The sequence below is a fragment of the Ekhidna sp. genome, from assembly GCF_040220215.1.
Classification (GTDB): domain Bacteria; phylum Bacteroidota; class Bacteroidia; order Cytophagales; family Cyclobacteriaceae; genus Ekhidna.
Window position 1 is genome coordinate 158203 of sequence record NZ_JAVJTR010000011.1, and the last position, 15252, is coordinate 173454.

The 15252-nt window shown below is 40.2% G+C and carries 14 protein-coding genes; 10 read left to right on the forward strand and 4 right to left on the reverse strand.

Going from position 1 to position 15252, the window contains the following annotated elements; genetic code table 11:
• The first annotated feature begins 261 nt into the window (after window positions 1–261).
• The 3 genes from RIC88_RS05000 (at window position 262) to RIC88_RS05010 (ending at window position 4128) form a co-directional block, all read left to right on the forward strand.
• The gene (locus RIC88_RS05000) at window positions 262–1071 is read left to right on the forward strand and encodes a PorV/PorQ family protein (RefSeq protein WP_350216396.1); all 810 of its coding nucleotides are present in this window, start codon (window positions 262–264) and stop codon (window positions 1069–1071) included.
• A complete protein-coding gene (locus RIC88_RS05005; protein ID WP_350216397.1) occupies window positions 1068–3164 on the forward strand; it encodes a ComEA family DNA-binding protein in 2097 nt (698 codons plus the stop codon). The genes RIC88_RS05000 and RIC88_RS05005 overlap by 4 nt, the downstream gene beginning before the upstream one ends.
• 64 nt (window positions 3165–3228) lie before the next feature.
• Complete coding sequence (locus tag RIC88_RS05010; protein WP_350216398.1) at window positions 3229–4128, forward strand: mechanosensitive ion channel family protein; 900 nt, start codon at window positions 3229–3231, stop codon at window positions 4126–4128.
• Here the strand turns inward: RIC88_RS05010 and RIC88_RS05015 are convergent.
• From RIC88_RS05015 to RIC88_RS05030, 4 genes are all read right to left on the reverse strand, one after another.
• A complete protein-coding gene (locus RIC88_RS05015) occupies window positions 4112–5038 on the reverse strand; it encodes a sterol desaturase family protein (RefSeq protein ID WP_350216399.1) in 927 nt (308 codons plus the stop codon). The two genes, RIC88_RS05010 and RIC88_RS05015, sit on opposite strands and share 17 nt — an antisense overlap.
• Window positions 5039–5149: 111 nt before the next feature.
• On the reverse strand, window positions 5150–6082 hold the full coding sequence (locus RIC88_RS05020) for a sterol desaturase family protein (RefSeq protein WP_350216400.1): 933 nt from the start codon (window positions 6080–6082) through the stop codon (window positions 5150–5152).
• Between the two features lie 81 nt (window positions 6083–6163).
• Window positions 6164–7111: a DUF3078 domain-containing protein gene (locus RIC88_RS05025; protein ID WP_350216401.1), complete on the reverse strand. Its 948-nt coding sequence runs from the start codon at window positions 7109–7111 to the stop codon at window positions 6164–6166.
• Between the two features lie 2 nt (window positions 7112–7113).
• A complete protein-coding gene (locus RIC88_RS05030; protein WP_350216402.1) occupies window positions 7114–8802 on the reverse strand; it encodes an AMP-binding protein in 1689 nt (562 codons plus the stop codon).
• Window positions 8803–9205: 403 nt separating this feature from the next.
• Here RIC88_RS05030 and RIC88_RS05035 point away from each other — a divergent pair, with 403 nt between their 5' ends.
• The 7 genes from RIC88_RS05035 (at window position 9206) to RIC88_RS05065 (ending at window position 15183) form a co-directional block, all read left to right on the forward strand.
• Window positions 9206–9685 (forward strand): Lrp/AsnC ligand binding domain-containing protein, encoded by a 480-nt coding sequence (locus RIC88_RS05035; protein WP_350216403.1) that lies wholly within the window; start codon window positions 9206–9208, stop codon window positions 9683–9685.
• 103 nt (window positions 9686–9788) lie between these two features.
• A complete protein-coding gene (sufB, locus tag RIC88_RS05040; RefSeq protein ID WP_350216404.1) occupies window positions 9789–11234 on the forward strand; it encodes a Fe-S cluster assembly protein SufB in 1446 nt (481 codons plus the stop codon).
• 17 nt (window positions 11235–11251) lie between these two features.
• Window positions 11252–12007, forward strand: coding sequence for a Fe-S cluster assembly ATPase SufC (gene sufC / locus RIC88_RS05045; RefSeq protein ID WP_350216405.1), 756 nt, complete (start codon window positions 11252–11254; stop codon window positions 12005–12007).
• Window positions 11977–13188, forward strand: a complete 1212-nt coding sequence (gene sufD / locus RIC88_RS05050; protein WP_350216406.1) for a Fe-S cluster assembly protein SufD — start codon at window positions 11977–11979, stop codon at window positions 13186–13188. The genes sufC and sufD overlap by 31 nt, the downstream gene beginning before the upstream one ends.
• Window positions 13188–14423 carry an aminotransferase class V-fold PLP-dependent enzyme gene (locus RIC88_RS05055; RefSeq protein ID WP_350216407.1) on the forward strand — a complete coding sequence of 412 codons (1236 nt, stop codon included), beginning with the start codon at window positions 13188–13190 and terminating at the stop codon, window positions 14421–14423. Before sufD ends, RIC88_RS05055 begins: the two co-directional genes overlap by 1 nt.
• The gene (locus RIC88_RS05060; protein WP_350216408.1) at window positions 14423–14854 is read left to right on the forward strand and encodes a SufE family protein; all 432 of its coding nucleotides are present in this window, start codon (window positions 14423–14425) and stop codon (window positions 14852–14854) included. Before RIC88_RS05055 ends, RIC88_RS05060 begins: the two co-directional genes overlap by 1 nt.
• On the forward strand, window positions 14851–15183 hold the full coding sequence (locus tag RIC88_RS05065) for an iron-sulfur cluster assembly protein (RefSeq protein WP_350216409.1): 333 nt from the start codon (window positions 14851–14853) through the stop codon (window positions 15181–15183). The genes RIC88_RS05060 and RIC88_RS05065 overlap by 4 nt, the downstream gene beginning before the upstream one ends.
• Window positions 15184–15252 lie beyond the last annotated feature (69 nt).

The window sequence follows — 15252 nt, forward strand, 5'->3', positions numbered from 1 at the left end:
TACCTATAATTTAACAGGAGTTCGAAACATGAATAAAGAAAACAGCTTCAAGTCCCCTCCTTGGAGGGGTAAGGGGTGGGTTAGAAAACTGTTTTCTTGATCAATTTTATTCCAAAATGAATTTTTTTGCATCAACCCACCTACCTCCTCCCAAGAGAAGATTAGTTAGCTTCATTTTGCAATAAAATTTTACACACATAAACGAACTCATCTTAATTTACAATTATTGACATAAATCTTCCAAATGCATATTTTGCAATTATGAAGCTGCTGACCTTCCTATTCGCCTTACTCCTATGCTTTACAGTAAACGCACAAACAGGCACGTTTAATCTAGGGGCAAGAAATGCAGCCATGGCCGGAGCGTCGCTTACATTCGGGGATGAATACAGCCTCTTTAACAATATAGGCAGTTTAGGTAGGGTTGAAAATCATGCTGCCTTTGCTTCTTACCAAAACAGGTATGGCGTATCACAATTTCAGGTGGTGGGTGCCGGAGCTATCTATGCGGCACCTTTTGGCAGTTCAGGTATAGGCTTTTATAAGTTTGGTGATGACCTCTACAGTGAGCAGCGGGTTCACCTTGCTTTCGGGAATAAATTTCAGATGGTCAGCCTGGGTGTAGGTGTGGATCTCCTGCAATACAATATTTCAACTATTGGTACCAATCGGGCTCTTGCAATCCAGTTTGGAGGAGTGGCCGAAATCAATACTCAGCTTCGCTTTGGGGCACATATTTTCAACCTAAATCAAGCTGAAATCAATAGTGAGACCGGAGAAAAAGCACCTACCGTAATGAAGGCCGGCATTTCATTTCTTCCATCAGAAGAGCTGATTCTGAATGCGGAAGTAGAGAAAGATTTGGACTTTGATGAAGTGTTCAAGGCAGGTATTGAATATCGGATCGTTGATAATGTTTATGTCCGTACGGGAATTAGCACAGAACCATTTTTGGGAGCCTTTGGTGTAGGATTCCATCCAAAAAATTTAAAGTTTGATTATGCTTTTTCGAATGATTCCAGGCTTGGAAGTATCCACGAAATTTCAGTAGCCTATTCATTTAAAAAATGAGGAAAGCACTGATCATATCGCTCATTCTAATGAGCTATTTATCCACTGCTCAAAACGAAGAAATTGATCTCGAATCATTTGCAGAGCGATTATTTCAGGTTCAGGATGAGGATGTTGCTTACGAGGACATTTACGAATCCCTCCTACTGTATTATAGCAGCAAGCTGAATCTCAACAAGGTAGAACCTGAGGAGCTGGGGTCTCTCTACATCCTTAACCCCGCTCAACTCTCTAACTTTTTCATTTATCGTGACCAATTTGGAGATTTCCTTTCCATCAATGAGCTGCAGGCCATTCCTGAAATGGATCTGGAAACTATCAGATTGTTGCTTCCCTTTGTTACAGTGGAAGAGTCATTGGCGGATACCCGGCCGTTGCTGAAACGGATTTGGAATGAAGAAAACAACTACTTTTTATTGAGGTATTCACAAAGGTTAGAAGAACAAATAGGGTACACTGAAGCACTTCCACTTGACACCACATTTATTAGGGACGAAAATGATATGATCACAGACACAGTCACAACTCCACCTTCCCGATATGTTGGCTCTCCTAATAAAATTTACGGACGATTCCGGACCAGCCACCGTGGAATTTTTAGTTTAGGTTTTACGTTTGAAAAAGATAACGGCGAGCAATTCAGCTTCGATGATGGTCAAAAAGGGTTCGACTTTTATTCCTACCATCTAATGCTGGGAAACAAGTGGGGCTTTGAGAAAATCATGCTGGGTGACTTTCAGCTTCAAGTAGGTCAGGGAGTTGTGTTTGGAGCCGGATTTAATGCCGGTAAGGGAGCTGAAACCGTAAATACCACCAAACGAAACAGCCTGGGAATCCGGCCTTATACATCTGTGCTAGAGTCAGGGTTTTTTAGAGGTGCAGGGCTCACTCGTTCAACAGGTGATTTTGAGATCACCGTATTCTATTCTTATTTGAATCAGGATGGCAATATCCAAACGGATACCACTTTTTCCGATTTTGAAGAGTTTATCAACTCTATTCAGGGAACAGGTTTCCATCGTACTCCTTCGGAAATTGCATCAAAAGATCGTATCACGGAAGAATCAATCGGAGCGGTGGTTGAGTACAGTCCCCATAGAAGGTTGACAATAGGAATCTCAGGGTTAAACAGTCAATACAGCACACCACTTCAGCGAAGGCCAAATAATTACAACCAGTTTGAATTTAAAGGGGATCATAATTACATCACCTCGGCGTATGCTAATTACACCTGGCAAAATTTTTCCTTTTTTGGTGAAGGCGCCCGATCAAAGAGCGGCGGGATTGGGGCTGTTGGCGGTTTGGTTGCCAGCCTTTCCAGAACAGTAGACATGGCCATGGTTTTTCGAAATTACGATCGTGACTTCCATTCCTTCTATGGAAATGCCTTCTCTGAAAACTCCCGGAACATCAATGAAAGAGGAACTTATTGGGGGCTATCCGTTAAACCAAACCGGAGACATAAGCTGAACCTTTATTATGATCGTTTCAAATTTCCATGGTTGAAATATCAAACGGAAGCACCATCTGTTGGCTATGAGTGGCTGGCACGATATTCACATTTTCCATCCAGGCAAGTCACGCTCTATGCACAGGCCAGACAACAAACCCGACAAGTCACAGTGGCTAATGAAAACCTGAATGAGCTGGTTGATCAGGTGAAACGAAATTATATTTTCAATGTGGACTATGAACTTAAACCATGGTTGAAGTTGAAGACCAAAGTGCAAAGCAGTACTCAAAATGAAGCTGAGGAATTCACAAAAGGCTTTGCTATTATCCAGGATGTTAATTTTGAGTGGTGGCGATTGAAGTTCAATACCCGGATGGCCCTTTTTGAAACAGACAATTTTGATAATGCCCAATACGTGTATGAAAACGATGTACTCTACGCTTTTTCAATACCTGCCTACAATGGTAAAGGAGTTCGGACATACGCTATGGTGCGATACGATCCAATGAGAAATGTATCTCTCTGGTTGAGATATGCCCGGTTTAATTTCAGAGATAGAGAGGAAGTTGGCTCTGGGCTCAATGAATCACTTGGCAATACCTCATCAGAGGTGAAAGCAATGCTTCGAATTAAATTCTGATTGAAGTGAAATTTCAAATCTGATCTTTCTGAACTAGGTTTACTTATTTATAAGAAATTATTAAATGGAATCATTAAGAGGTGTTTGGGAAAGTCTGATTGAATTTCTGACAAAAGTTGGTGAATTGTTTACAACCAATCTTTTTGATCTCGGGAATAGTAAAATCACTCTTGGTACTATTATCTATTTCCTGGTCAGTTTCATCATCCTGACTTTTGTCGCAAAGCGCTTTCGAAACTTATTGGTGAATAAAATATTGGTGAAAGCCAATATGGAAAAAGGAGCCAGAAACTCCATTGGCCTGATCACACGCGTGATGATCATGTTTATCGGCTCAATCTTCATCATCCAAAGTGCAGGAATAGATATGAGCTCACTTAGCCTTTTGGCTGGGGCTTTGGGCGTGGGCATTGGGTTTGGCCTTCAGAACATTACAGACAATTTCATCTCAGGAATCATCATCCTTTTTGAAAAGCCAATAAAAGTCGGTGATCGAATAGTGGTAGGTGACACTGAAGGTGATGTGATCAATATTTCCGTTCGGGCTACTACGATCCTGACCAATGAAAATGTTTCCATCATCGTTCCTAACTCTGAATTTATTTCCTCACGAGTAATCAATTGGAGTCATAATGACCGAAACATTCGATTTGATATTCCTGTAGGTGTTAGCTATAAGGAAGATCCGGAGGAGGTGAAGGACGTTTTGCTGAAAGTAGCGGATGAAAATGAACATGCTCTCAAGCACCCGGCACCACATGTCTTTTTTGATGAATTTGGAGATAGTTCTCTCAACTTCACACTCGCCATTTGGACATCTACTCACACAGATAAACCAAGAAGACTTAAGACCGAGCTTTACTTTGCAATCTTCGAGAAGTTCAAAGAAAAGGGAATTGAAATTCCGTTCCCGCAACGTGATGTGTATATCAAGTCGCATGTAGCCTCTACGCCGCAGCACTAGCTGGTTCTTCCTCCTTTGGAGATTCCCCGGCTTGTATTTGCTTTGCTGTCAATGTACTGTTATCCGGACTCCATCCCGGAGGGCCAAAGATGTACATGAACTTTTCTTTAAAGCTTTTCGACCTTTTTACATCTCTGAAAATATCTTCAAACTCGTGTGTATTTAGTTTGATCGGATTGTAAGTCTTAGGATCTTTCAGGATTCCATATTTAGGCTTCACCCCGGGAATGATGTTTTGCCATGTCCCAAACACATGATCCCATAAAAGGAAAATCCCACCATGATTTTTGTCCAAATATTCCACATTGCTGGAATGGTGAACGGCATGGACGTGTGGATTATTAAAGATTTTACCTAAGAACCCGAGTGACCCTAATAGCTTGGTATGTAAAAAATACTGGTAAGTAGAATTGATAATCAATGCCGTTCCTATCATGATTGGCTCAAAGCCAACACAAGCCATCCATAACCAAAACACGGGCTTATATAACGTAATAAACCATCCATTTCTAATGCTTACAGCAAAATTAAAATTCTTAGAAGAGTGATGAGGTACATGTGCTGCCCAAAGCAATCTTACAGTGTGACTGAAACGGTGATGCCAATAAAAGTTAAAATCATCTGCTAAAACAGCTAAAACCCATGCCCACCAGGCAAACCCAATAGATGCATACCCAAGGTATTGCGCTCGAAATGGTGCCAGAACATCAAAAAACCATTGGAATACGACTAATACCGTAAATACTTTTGTAAAGGCTGCCACGACGGAAGCACCCAAAGCAATACCAAAGCCCGCCAAAGAGTCTTTTAATTCATAATTCTTCTTTGCTACCAAATACTCTAATATCATAAACCCAACCAAAATTGGGTAGATGTATTTCATCCCTTCTACCGCACTAAATTCTTGCATATATTTTTTACTCTGTTTTAAATTATTGAACTAGAGTGATGGTGATATAGGTACCGATAATCTGGATCAGTTTCCAATTATCAGTTTTCATGATTAGGTATTATTTGAATCTTAAGCTGCTTCAGAACTGGTGCTTGAAGTCTCTCCCTGAGGGGTTGCTCCAGATTGTATTTGTTTTACAGTTAATGTGCTGTTATCCGGACTCCATCCCGGAGGACCAAAAATGTACATCAATGCTTCCTTAAAGCTTTTTGCCTTTTTTACATCTTTGAAAATAGCCTCAAATTCATGTGTGTTTAATTTGATTGGATTGTAGGTCTCAGGGTCTTTCAAAATTCCATATTTCGGCTCAACACCCGGAATAATATTTTGCCATGTCCCAAATACATGATCCCAGAAAAGAAAAATGCCTCCGTGATTCTTATCTAAATACTCCACGTTGCTTGAATGATGTGCCGCATGCACATATGGATTATTAAATATCTTTCCTATAAACCCTAGAGAACCGAGCAACTTGGTATGGAGAAAATACTGGTAGGTAGCATTTATAATTAAAGCAGTACCTATCATGATTGGCTCAAAACCAATACAGGCCATCCAAAGCCAAAACACAGGCTTATATAGCGTAATAAACCATCCATTTCGAATGCTAACAGCAAAGTTAAAATTCTTTGATGAGTGGTGAGGAACGTGGGCTGCCCACAAAACTCTGACTGTATGACTCAATCTGTGATGCCAGTAGAAATTGAAATCATCTGCTAGCACAGCCAAAACCCAGGCCCACCAGGCCCAGCCAATTGAAGTATAGCCCAGGTATTGTTCACGCAATGGTGCAAGTGTGTCAAAAAACCACTGAAAGATTACGACTACAGTAAATACTTTAGTGAAGGAAGCAACGATGGAGGCTCCTAGTGCAATTCCAAATCCTGCAAGTGAGTCTTTTAATTCATAGTTCTCTTTGGCGACAAGGTATTCAACAACCATAAATCCGATCAGGATCGGATAAATGTATTTCATACCTTCCACAGCACTAAATTCTGGCATCTCTCTTCTTTTAATTAAATTTTATTGCTTGATCGGCAAGGATACATCAAAATCATTTTTGATCTCCTCCACATCAAGGTTTTATTGCTTTTTCTGTTTTCCAAACTTATAAGTAAGCCCTACTCCAAGCACATTTTTAAACTGAACCCGATCTTTCAATTCCCCATCAGATTCACTGATTTCACCATCTCCATTATCATCGGCACCTATTTTAATATCCTTATCATATATTAATTGCGTAAAAACATTCGCTGAAAGTACTTTGGTTAGTTGCATCACCAATGCGTTTTGCCAATTCACATCTATGGTCCCGAAATCCTCCAGGTAGCTTGTGAAAAGCTCCAGTTTACTTTCAAAAATATCGTTTTTGTACTTTGCTCTAAAAAAAGAACCGAATTCAGCTCGTGACTGCTTGCCCGGCGTAATGATAGCTGTTGTATCTGCATTAAACACCGCAGGATCCACACCATAAGCGCCTTGATTAGCTAACTCCTGATTATTTACAAAAGTAAATTTGCCGGTAATCGGTTTGTAGGAAAAACTTAATTGATCACTTGGATCATAGGAGACTCCAAGACCAATAGTCAGGTATCCTGGTGCCATGAAATCGGAAATAAATACTCCCTCTTCATCAAACCCTTCATAAAACTGCGTCCTAAAGTCTAATAGCGAACTGTAAAACCATTTACCATTATCCTTATTTACCTTATAGCTATACTTGGTTGCAAAGTTGATTAAATCATCAGATTTATTAAATCCAGCAGTCCCTTGTTTAATTAATCCATAAGCCAAATCCATTGAGTTTTCCCACTTACCACGTCCTTTTACGCGGTTAGCGAAAATGCTGAAATTTGAATTGATAGCAACCGAGTTTTGTCCACCGGCAGACCAATTTGTCAATGACACCTGTGAAAAAGTGAGGGAACTTGTACCGCCGATTCGCCAGTAGGTAGTATCAGTATTGGTTGTATTTTGGGCAAATAATAAAGTTGAAAAAAAAGTGATTATAACAGTAAAAGTTAATCTCATTGTTAATCGTAAGTGTTTGTTTTTAAATCATTTTCTTTCAGTATTCGTCTCAAAATTTTCCCTACATTCGATTTTGGCAATTCATCTATGAAAGCAATGTATTTAGGCCGTTTATAGCCTGTTAGGTTTTCCTTGCAATGCTCCCTTATCTCATCTTCAGTCAGACTTTCATCAGCTTTTACAATGTAAACCTTTACAGCTTCAGTAGATTTCTTGTCCGGCACCCCTATAGCTCCTACTTCCAAAACCTTGTCATGCAGTGCTATGCAGTCCTCTATCTCATTCGGATACACATTGAATCCGGATACTAAAATCATTTCCTTCTTACGGTCAACAATTTTAAAGAAGCCTTGTTCATTTATTACGGCAATATCTCCGGTTTTAAACCAATCTTCATGAAAACAGTTTTTAGTTTCTTCTGGTCTGTTCCAATATCCCTCGAATACCTGAGGGCCTCTTGCACACAACTCACCTCGCTCACCGGTTTTCATTTCTTTTCCATCATCATCCAGTATGACTATTTCGGTACTTGGTACCGGCATACCAATAAAACCCGTCTTGGCATCTTTTCTCAGCGGGTTTGCCGTCAAAACAGGAGATGTTTCCGTGAGCCCATACCCTTCTGAAACTGGCGTGCCTGTGACCTCAAACCACTTATCAGCAACATATTTTTGGAGCGCCATCCCTCCAGCAAAAGAAAATTTGACTTTTGAAAAATCAAGATTTTTGAAATTAGGTTGGTTTAGCAACCCATTAAATAATGTGTTTACACCTGTAAGTATGGTCCATTGATGTCTACCCAGATCCTTTAAGAATGCCTTCATGTCCCTTGGGTTGGTTACCAATACATTCCTTGCACCAATTCTTACCGTCATCAATGCATTACAAGTCAATGCAAAAATGTGATACATCGGTAGTGCGGTTATAAAAATCTCCTTTCGCTCGACCAGCCCACCATGGAGCATCCATTCGCAAACCTGTTCGATATTTGCGATTACGTTTCTGTGAGTTAGCATAGCGCCTTTAGATACGCCTGTTGTTCCACCTGTATATTGAAGAAAAGCGATTTCAGAGCTTTCAATAGCCACTTTGGACGGATCTTTTTCAGAACCAAGCTTCAGCGCATCCTTAAAACTGACTGCTTCAGGTAAATTGTAAGACGGCACCATTTTTTTGATGTTCTTAACTACGAAGTTGACAATTCCACCTTTCAGGCCTCCGATCATATCTCCAATCTTAGTAAGAATCACTGTTTCAATTTGTGTCTCTTTCAAAACCTCTTCCAGATTAGAGGCGAAATTTTCCACGATAACAATTGCTCTTGCTCCGGAATCATTAAACTGATGGAGCATTTCACTCGGTGTATAAAGCGGATTGGTGTTTACAACCACCATTCCAGCTTTTAAAATACCATAAAGTACTACAGGATACTGGAGCAAATTAGGCATCTGAATGGCTACACGATCACCTTGTTTTAGATTGGTATGATTCTGAAGATAAGAAGCAAATTGATCAATGGCCTGACCCAACTCAGAGAAAGTCATTTCCTTTCCCATATTTTCAAAAGCTACCAGATCGCTATATTCTTTGATTCGTTCATCTACCATTTCCGGTAATGAACTGTAACTATCTGGGTTTATTTCCAAACTTACACCATCCGGGTAGCTGGCGTGCCAAGGTTGTTTCTTCATATTTGGGTGTGTTGATTTTAAGAGCTCCTAAAGATAAGGTATGCGGTTTACTGAAAAAGTATTGGCCACAAAAAAAGGTCTTGGCACCCCTACCAAGACCTCAAAATAAACAACATTAACCCAAAGCTGTAGAGGGAGGATTCGAACCTCCAAGGAGCAGTTAGTCCCGAGCGTTCTCTCTTGATGTTTTCATGAGAGAACATACCGGGATTTATCCCTTATCTCCACCCCCGAGAGAGGAGGGCATGTCTGCCAATTTCACCACTCTACAGTGTGTTTGATGATTCAAATTTAATAGAAAGACTACTTTATTAAAATTTATTCAATAATTTGCATTAAAATTTACATTATAAATAAATTAATTATTGATTTGTTAACAATTTAATAATATAAAGAATAGTAAATGAGTAAAAATTATGAGATTGATAACGTGGATCTTAAGATTCTGAATATTTTATCAGAAGATGCCAAGATGCCATACACTGAGGTAGCTAAAAAAGTGTTCGTTTCCGGAGGAACGGTTCATGTAAGAATGCGGAAATTAGAGGAAATGGGCATTGTTCGCGGCACTACTTTAAAGATCGATTACAGTAAACTAGGTTATGACATCACTTGCTTTTTGGGTATTTACCTTGAAAAAAGCTCGCTTTACGATCGGGTAGTGAGCGAATTGAGGAAAATTCCGGAGATTGTGACGATTCGATATACCACAGGCAATTACAACATCTTTTGTAAAATCTACTGCAGGGACACACAGCATTTAAGAAACGTACTCCACGATAAAATCCAAAGTGTAGATGGAATTGAAAGCACTGAGACATTTATTTCACTAGAAGAAAGTGTGAATAAGCATTTGGGATTTGATAAGCTTATTGACGTATAAGAATAACTTATCATATCGCTGAACCATCTTATAACTTCGTTGTTCTTATTTAGAATTACTATAAATAAGGTGTACCTTTGCACTTTGAAACGAAGCGTAATTAATGAGCACTGACGAACAAATATTAGAAGAATTTACCTCCAGGGAATACGAGCACGGTTGGTCTGTAGATTTTGAGGCAGATGAGGCTCCTTTGGGGATCAATGAAGATATCATTCGTTTCATTTCGGCTAAAAAAGAAGAACCGGAATGGCTGCTGGACTGGAGGCTGAAAGCTTTCCGTCAATGGGAGAAAATGACTGAGCCCAATTGGGCTAACGTCAAATACCCTAAAGTAGACTATCAGGGTATCCGGTACTATTCTGCCCCAAAACAAGATAAAAAGCCAAAAAATCTGGATGAGGTAGATCCGGAATTGCTAAAGACATTTGAAAGACTGGGTATTTCATTGCAGGAGCAAAAGCGATTGACAGGAGTAGCTGTTGATGCGGTAATTGACTCTGTGTCCGTTGCTACTACTTTCAAGGAAAAGCTTTCTGAGCTAGGTGTGATTTTCTGTTCATTCAGTGAGGCGGTTCAGGAACATCCTGAATTAGTTAAAAAATATTTAGGTTCTGTTGTACCTATGAACGACAACTATTTCGCAGCGCTAAACTCAGCGGTATTTACAGATGGATCATTTTGCTACATCCCAAAAGGAGTAAGATGCCCGATGGAACTTTCTACCTACTTCAGAATCAATGCGGCGAACACAGGACAGTTTGAAAGAACTTTAATTGTAGCTGAAGATGAAAGTTATGTTTCATATCTCGAAGGTTGCACGGCTCCACAGAGAGATGAAAATCAGCTACACGCTGCAGTAGTAGAAATCTATGCCGCTAAAAAAGCAGAGGTAAAATATTCAACCGTACAAAACTGGTACCCGGGGGATAAGAATGGCAAAGGAGGTATTTACAACTTCGTAACCAAGCGTGGAATCTGCGCTGGTGACCATGCTAAAATCTCGTGGACACAAGTAGAAACAGGATCTGCCGTGACATGGAAGTATCCGTCTTGTATACTGAAGGGTGATCATTCAGTTGGTGAGTTTTACTCAGTGGCCGTTACTAACAATCACCAGCAAGCAGATACAGGTACGAAGATGATTCACATCGGGAAAAACACCCGATCAAGAATCGTATCAAAAGGAATATCAGCCGGTAAATCTCAAAATAGCTACAGAGGACAGGTGGAGATCATGAAGCGAGCAGAGAATTCGCGAAACTTCTCACAATGTGATTCTCTACTCATGGGAGACAAATGCGGCGCGCATACTTTCCCGTACATAGATATCAAGAATAAATCAGCACAAATAGAGCATGAGGCTACTACCTCGAAAATTGGTGAAGATCAGATTTTCTATTGCCAGCAAAGAGGCATAGATGAAGAAACTGCTGTAGCTCTTATTGTGAATGGATTTGCAAAAGAAGTAATGAATAAGCTCCCAATGGAGTTTGCAGTAGAAGCTCAAAAATTATTGGCGCTGACCCTTGAAGGTAGCGTAGGATAAGTCAATTCAACATACGTATGATAAGCATTAAAAATTTACATGCCTCGATTGAGGACAAGGAGATATTGAAGGGAATAGACCTGGAAGTAAAAGCAGGTGAGGTTCATGCCATTATGGGACCAAATGGTTCCGGCAAAAGCACCCTCGCTTCAGTATTGGCAGGAAGAGAAGATTATGATATCACTAAAGGTTCAGTTACTTACGAAAACGAAGATTTACTTGAGCTGAGCCCTGAGGAAAGAGCGCAAAAAGGTATTTTCCTTGCATTCCAATATCCGGTTGAAATACCTGGCGTTTCCACGACTAACTTTCTGAAGACCGCAATCAATCAGGTGAGAGAAGCTAGAGGTGAGAAAGCCCTTGATGCGGTACATTTCTTAAAGTTGATGAAAGAGAAAATGAAGCTTGTCGATATGGATCAGGCTTTATTAAGCAGATCATTGAATGAAGGCTTCTCTGGTGGAGAGAAAAAGCGAAATGAAATATTTCAAATGGCAATGCTTGAGCCTAAACTTTCCATTCTGGATGAAACAGATTCCGGATTAGATATTGACGCGTTGAAGATTGTAGCTAATGGCGTAAATAAATTGAAAAGTGATACTTCTGCAACGATTGTAGTGACACACTACCAGCGCCTACTGGACTATATCATTCCTGATTATGTGCATGTGCTTTATCAAGGAAGGATTGTCAAATCAGGAGATAAAAGTCTGGCGCATGAGCTGGAAGAAAAAGGATACGATTGGATCAAAGAAGAAGTAGCAGCAGTATGATCATGGATGCACCTGCCATATTAGAACATTTAGCGAGTAAGTTTCAAGGTAACGAGTCACAAAAACATGCGCTTGAAATGCTGAACGAAGTGGGGCTACCTCACCGAAAGTCAGAGGCCTACAAGTTCACGCCCATTACTTCTTTATTGGAAAAGAACATTGACTTTGAAGCTAAAGGAAGTGAAATCTTCAACGCAGATAAGTTATATAAAGAAAACGGTAGCCATTTGGTTTTCATCAATGGATCACTTTCAGTGAAGAAATCGACTATTTCAGAAGATTTAACCTATGAAGTAGCAGAGGTTTCGGAAGGAAAACATGACCCGTTTAGCTTGCTGAATGCTGCTTACGCTACAGAAGAACTGAGAATTACCTCAGGACATAAGGAGCCGGTTTTCATCTATCATTTTAATTCGAATGGATTCTCAAATCCTCGAATTAAAGTCAATGTCAAGGACGGTCAAACCTTTAGAATTGTAGAGAAACTTATCACTCCGGAAGGCACTAAGACATTCACAAACTCGTACATAGGTTTCACAGTAGGTAAAAATGCATTTGGATACCATACCAAAGTGCAGAATTACAACACTGATACTTACAGTCATGAAACGGTTGTGGCCAGTGTTTCCCGAGACTCCCATTTCTACAACAACACGTTCTCCTTTGAAGGTGCGATGGTTAGAAATAACCTAACCATCAATCTGGATGATGAAAACTGTGAAGGTCATATGTATGGCTTATTCCTTTTGGATAAGAAATCACATGTTGATAACAATACCTCTGTAGACCATCTAAAGCCAAATTCATTTAGCAATGAGCTTTATAAAGGTATTTTGGATGAGAAATCTACCGGTGTGTTTAACGGGAAAATTTACGTTCGTCAGGATGCACAGAAGACCAATGCCTTCCAGTCGAACAACAATATCCTTCTTTCGGAAGATGCAACACTACACACCAAACCTCAATTGGAGATTTGGGCGGATGATGTGAAATGCTCACACGGTTGTACTTCAGGCCAATTGGATGAAGATGCAATATTTTATTTAAGAGCCCGGGGTATCAATGAGAAAAATGCCAAAGCAATGATCTTGAATGCATTTGCACTGGAAACCATGGGACAAGTGAAAATTGAATCTGTGCGGGAAGAGATTCAAGGTTTGATTGATCAAAAACTAAGCTAATGAGTGTGGCATCCGCATCGTTGGATATTCAAAAAATCAGAGAACAATTTCCGATCCTAAATCAGGAAGTGAATGGTAAGCCTTTGATTTACCTTGACAATGCTGCTTCATCACAAACTGCAAAACGAGTTATTGATTCTCTAATTCAGTTTTACGAAAAGGATCACGCTAATATCCATCGAGGCATTCATACGCTTGCAGAAAGATCCACTAAGGCTTTTGAAGAAACACGCGAGCGAGTACATGAGTTTATCAATTCTGCGGAGGCAGATGAGATTATTTTCACAAAAGGCACCACAGAAAGCATAAACCTTGTGGCGCAAGCCTGGGGTTCTAAATACCTGAAAGAAGGAGACGAAATCCTAATCTCCCAACTGGAACATCATTCCAATATTGTTCCGTGGCAACTGGCTGCAGAGCGAACAGGGGCCATCATAAAAGTGATTCCAATCAATCAGAAAGGAGAAATCCTGTTGGAGGAATATAAGAAATTGCTAAGTGAAAGGACGAAGCTTGTTGCTGTGAATTATGTTTCGAATTCACTCGGTACCATCAATCCGGTAAAAGAAATAGTTTCTGCAGCATTGGATGTTGGAGCCACAACCCTGATAGACGCTGCACAAGCCGCTCCTCATATCAAAATTGACGTTCAGGAGCTTAACTGTGATTTCCTTGCACTGTCCAGTCATAAGATGTATGGTCCAACCGGAGTTGGTGTACTCTATGGGCGAAGAGAAATACTGGAAGATATGCCTCCGTATCAAGGCGGTGGTGAAATGATCAAAGATGTTTCCTTCAACGGAACCACCTATAATGATATTCCTTACAAGTTTGAAGCAGGAACTCCTAATATTGGAGAAGTGATTGCCTTCAAGTACGCAATGGATTTCATTGATGAAATGGGTCATGAAAACATCCAGGCTTACGAGCATGAGTTGCTGGAATATGCCAACAAAAAGTTAAGATCAATCAAAGGTTTCACGCCTATAGGCACTTCCGATGAAAAAGCCAGCGTCATTTCATTTCTGATTGAAAATGTTCATCAGTATGATCTAGGGCAACTGCTGGATGTGAGAGGTATAGCTGTCCGAACTGGACATCACTGTACTCAACCCTTAATGGATTTCCTGGAAATAGATGGAACTGTGCGTGCATCATTTGCAGTTTACAACACCAAAGGAGAGATTGATGTTTTTTGTGATGCGCTGGAGAGCATTGTAAAGAAATTTAGCTGATGGACCTAATCAAACAACGTCAGGAGGAGATTATAGAGGAGTTTTCCATGCTGGATGGAGATATGGAAATGACGCTGGACTACATCATGGAACTAGGTGCTGAGTTAGGACAATTTCCAGAAGAATCACGCATTGAGGACAATATTGTAAAAGGGTGTCAATCGAAAGTATGGATGCTGGCCGGTCTGGATAATGATCGGGTTCAGTTTAAAGCCGACTCCAACACAGCGATTACGAAAGGACTTGTGAGTCTTTTGGTTCGAGTATTGAATCAATCACCTCCACAGGATGTTATGAATGCAGAGATTTATTTTCCAAAACAGATTGGAATGGATCGATTCATTGGAACTCAGCGATCCAATGGGTTTGCTGCTATGATCAAACAGATGAAAATGTATGCGCTGGCATTAACAGCAAAACAAGAATCATGAGTGAAACGAAATCAAATAACGATACCCTGGCACTAAAAGAAGATATTATTCGTGCAATCAAAGGCGTTTATGACCCTGAGATTCCGGTTGATGTTTATGAGCTGGGATTGATTTATGAAATCAATATTCTGCCTGTGAATAACGTGGAGATCATCATGACATTAACTTCTCCATCGTGTCCTGCGGCAGAGAGTATCCCGAGTGAGATTGAGGCCAATGTTCGGGCGGTTAAGGGTATTAATGACGTGAATATTGAATTGACTTTTGATCCACCTTACGCAACAGACATGATGTCTGAAGAGGCAAAGTTGGAACTTGGTTTTATGTAATGAATTATGAAAATTTTCAATTGAGGAGATATTTAGAAGGCTCAATATGACACGACAAGCTCAATATTA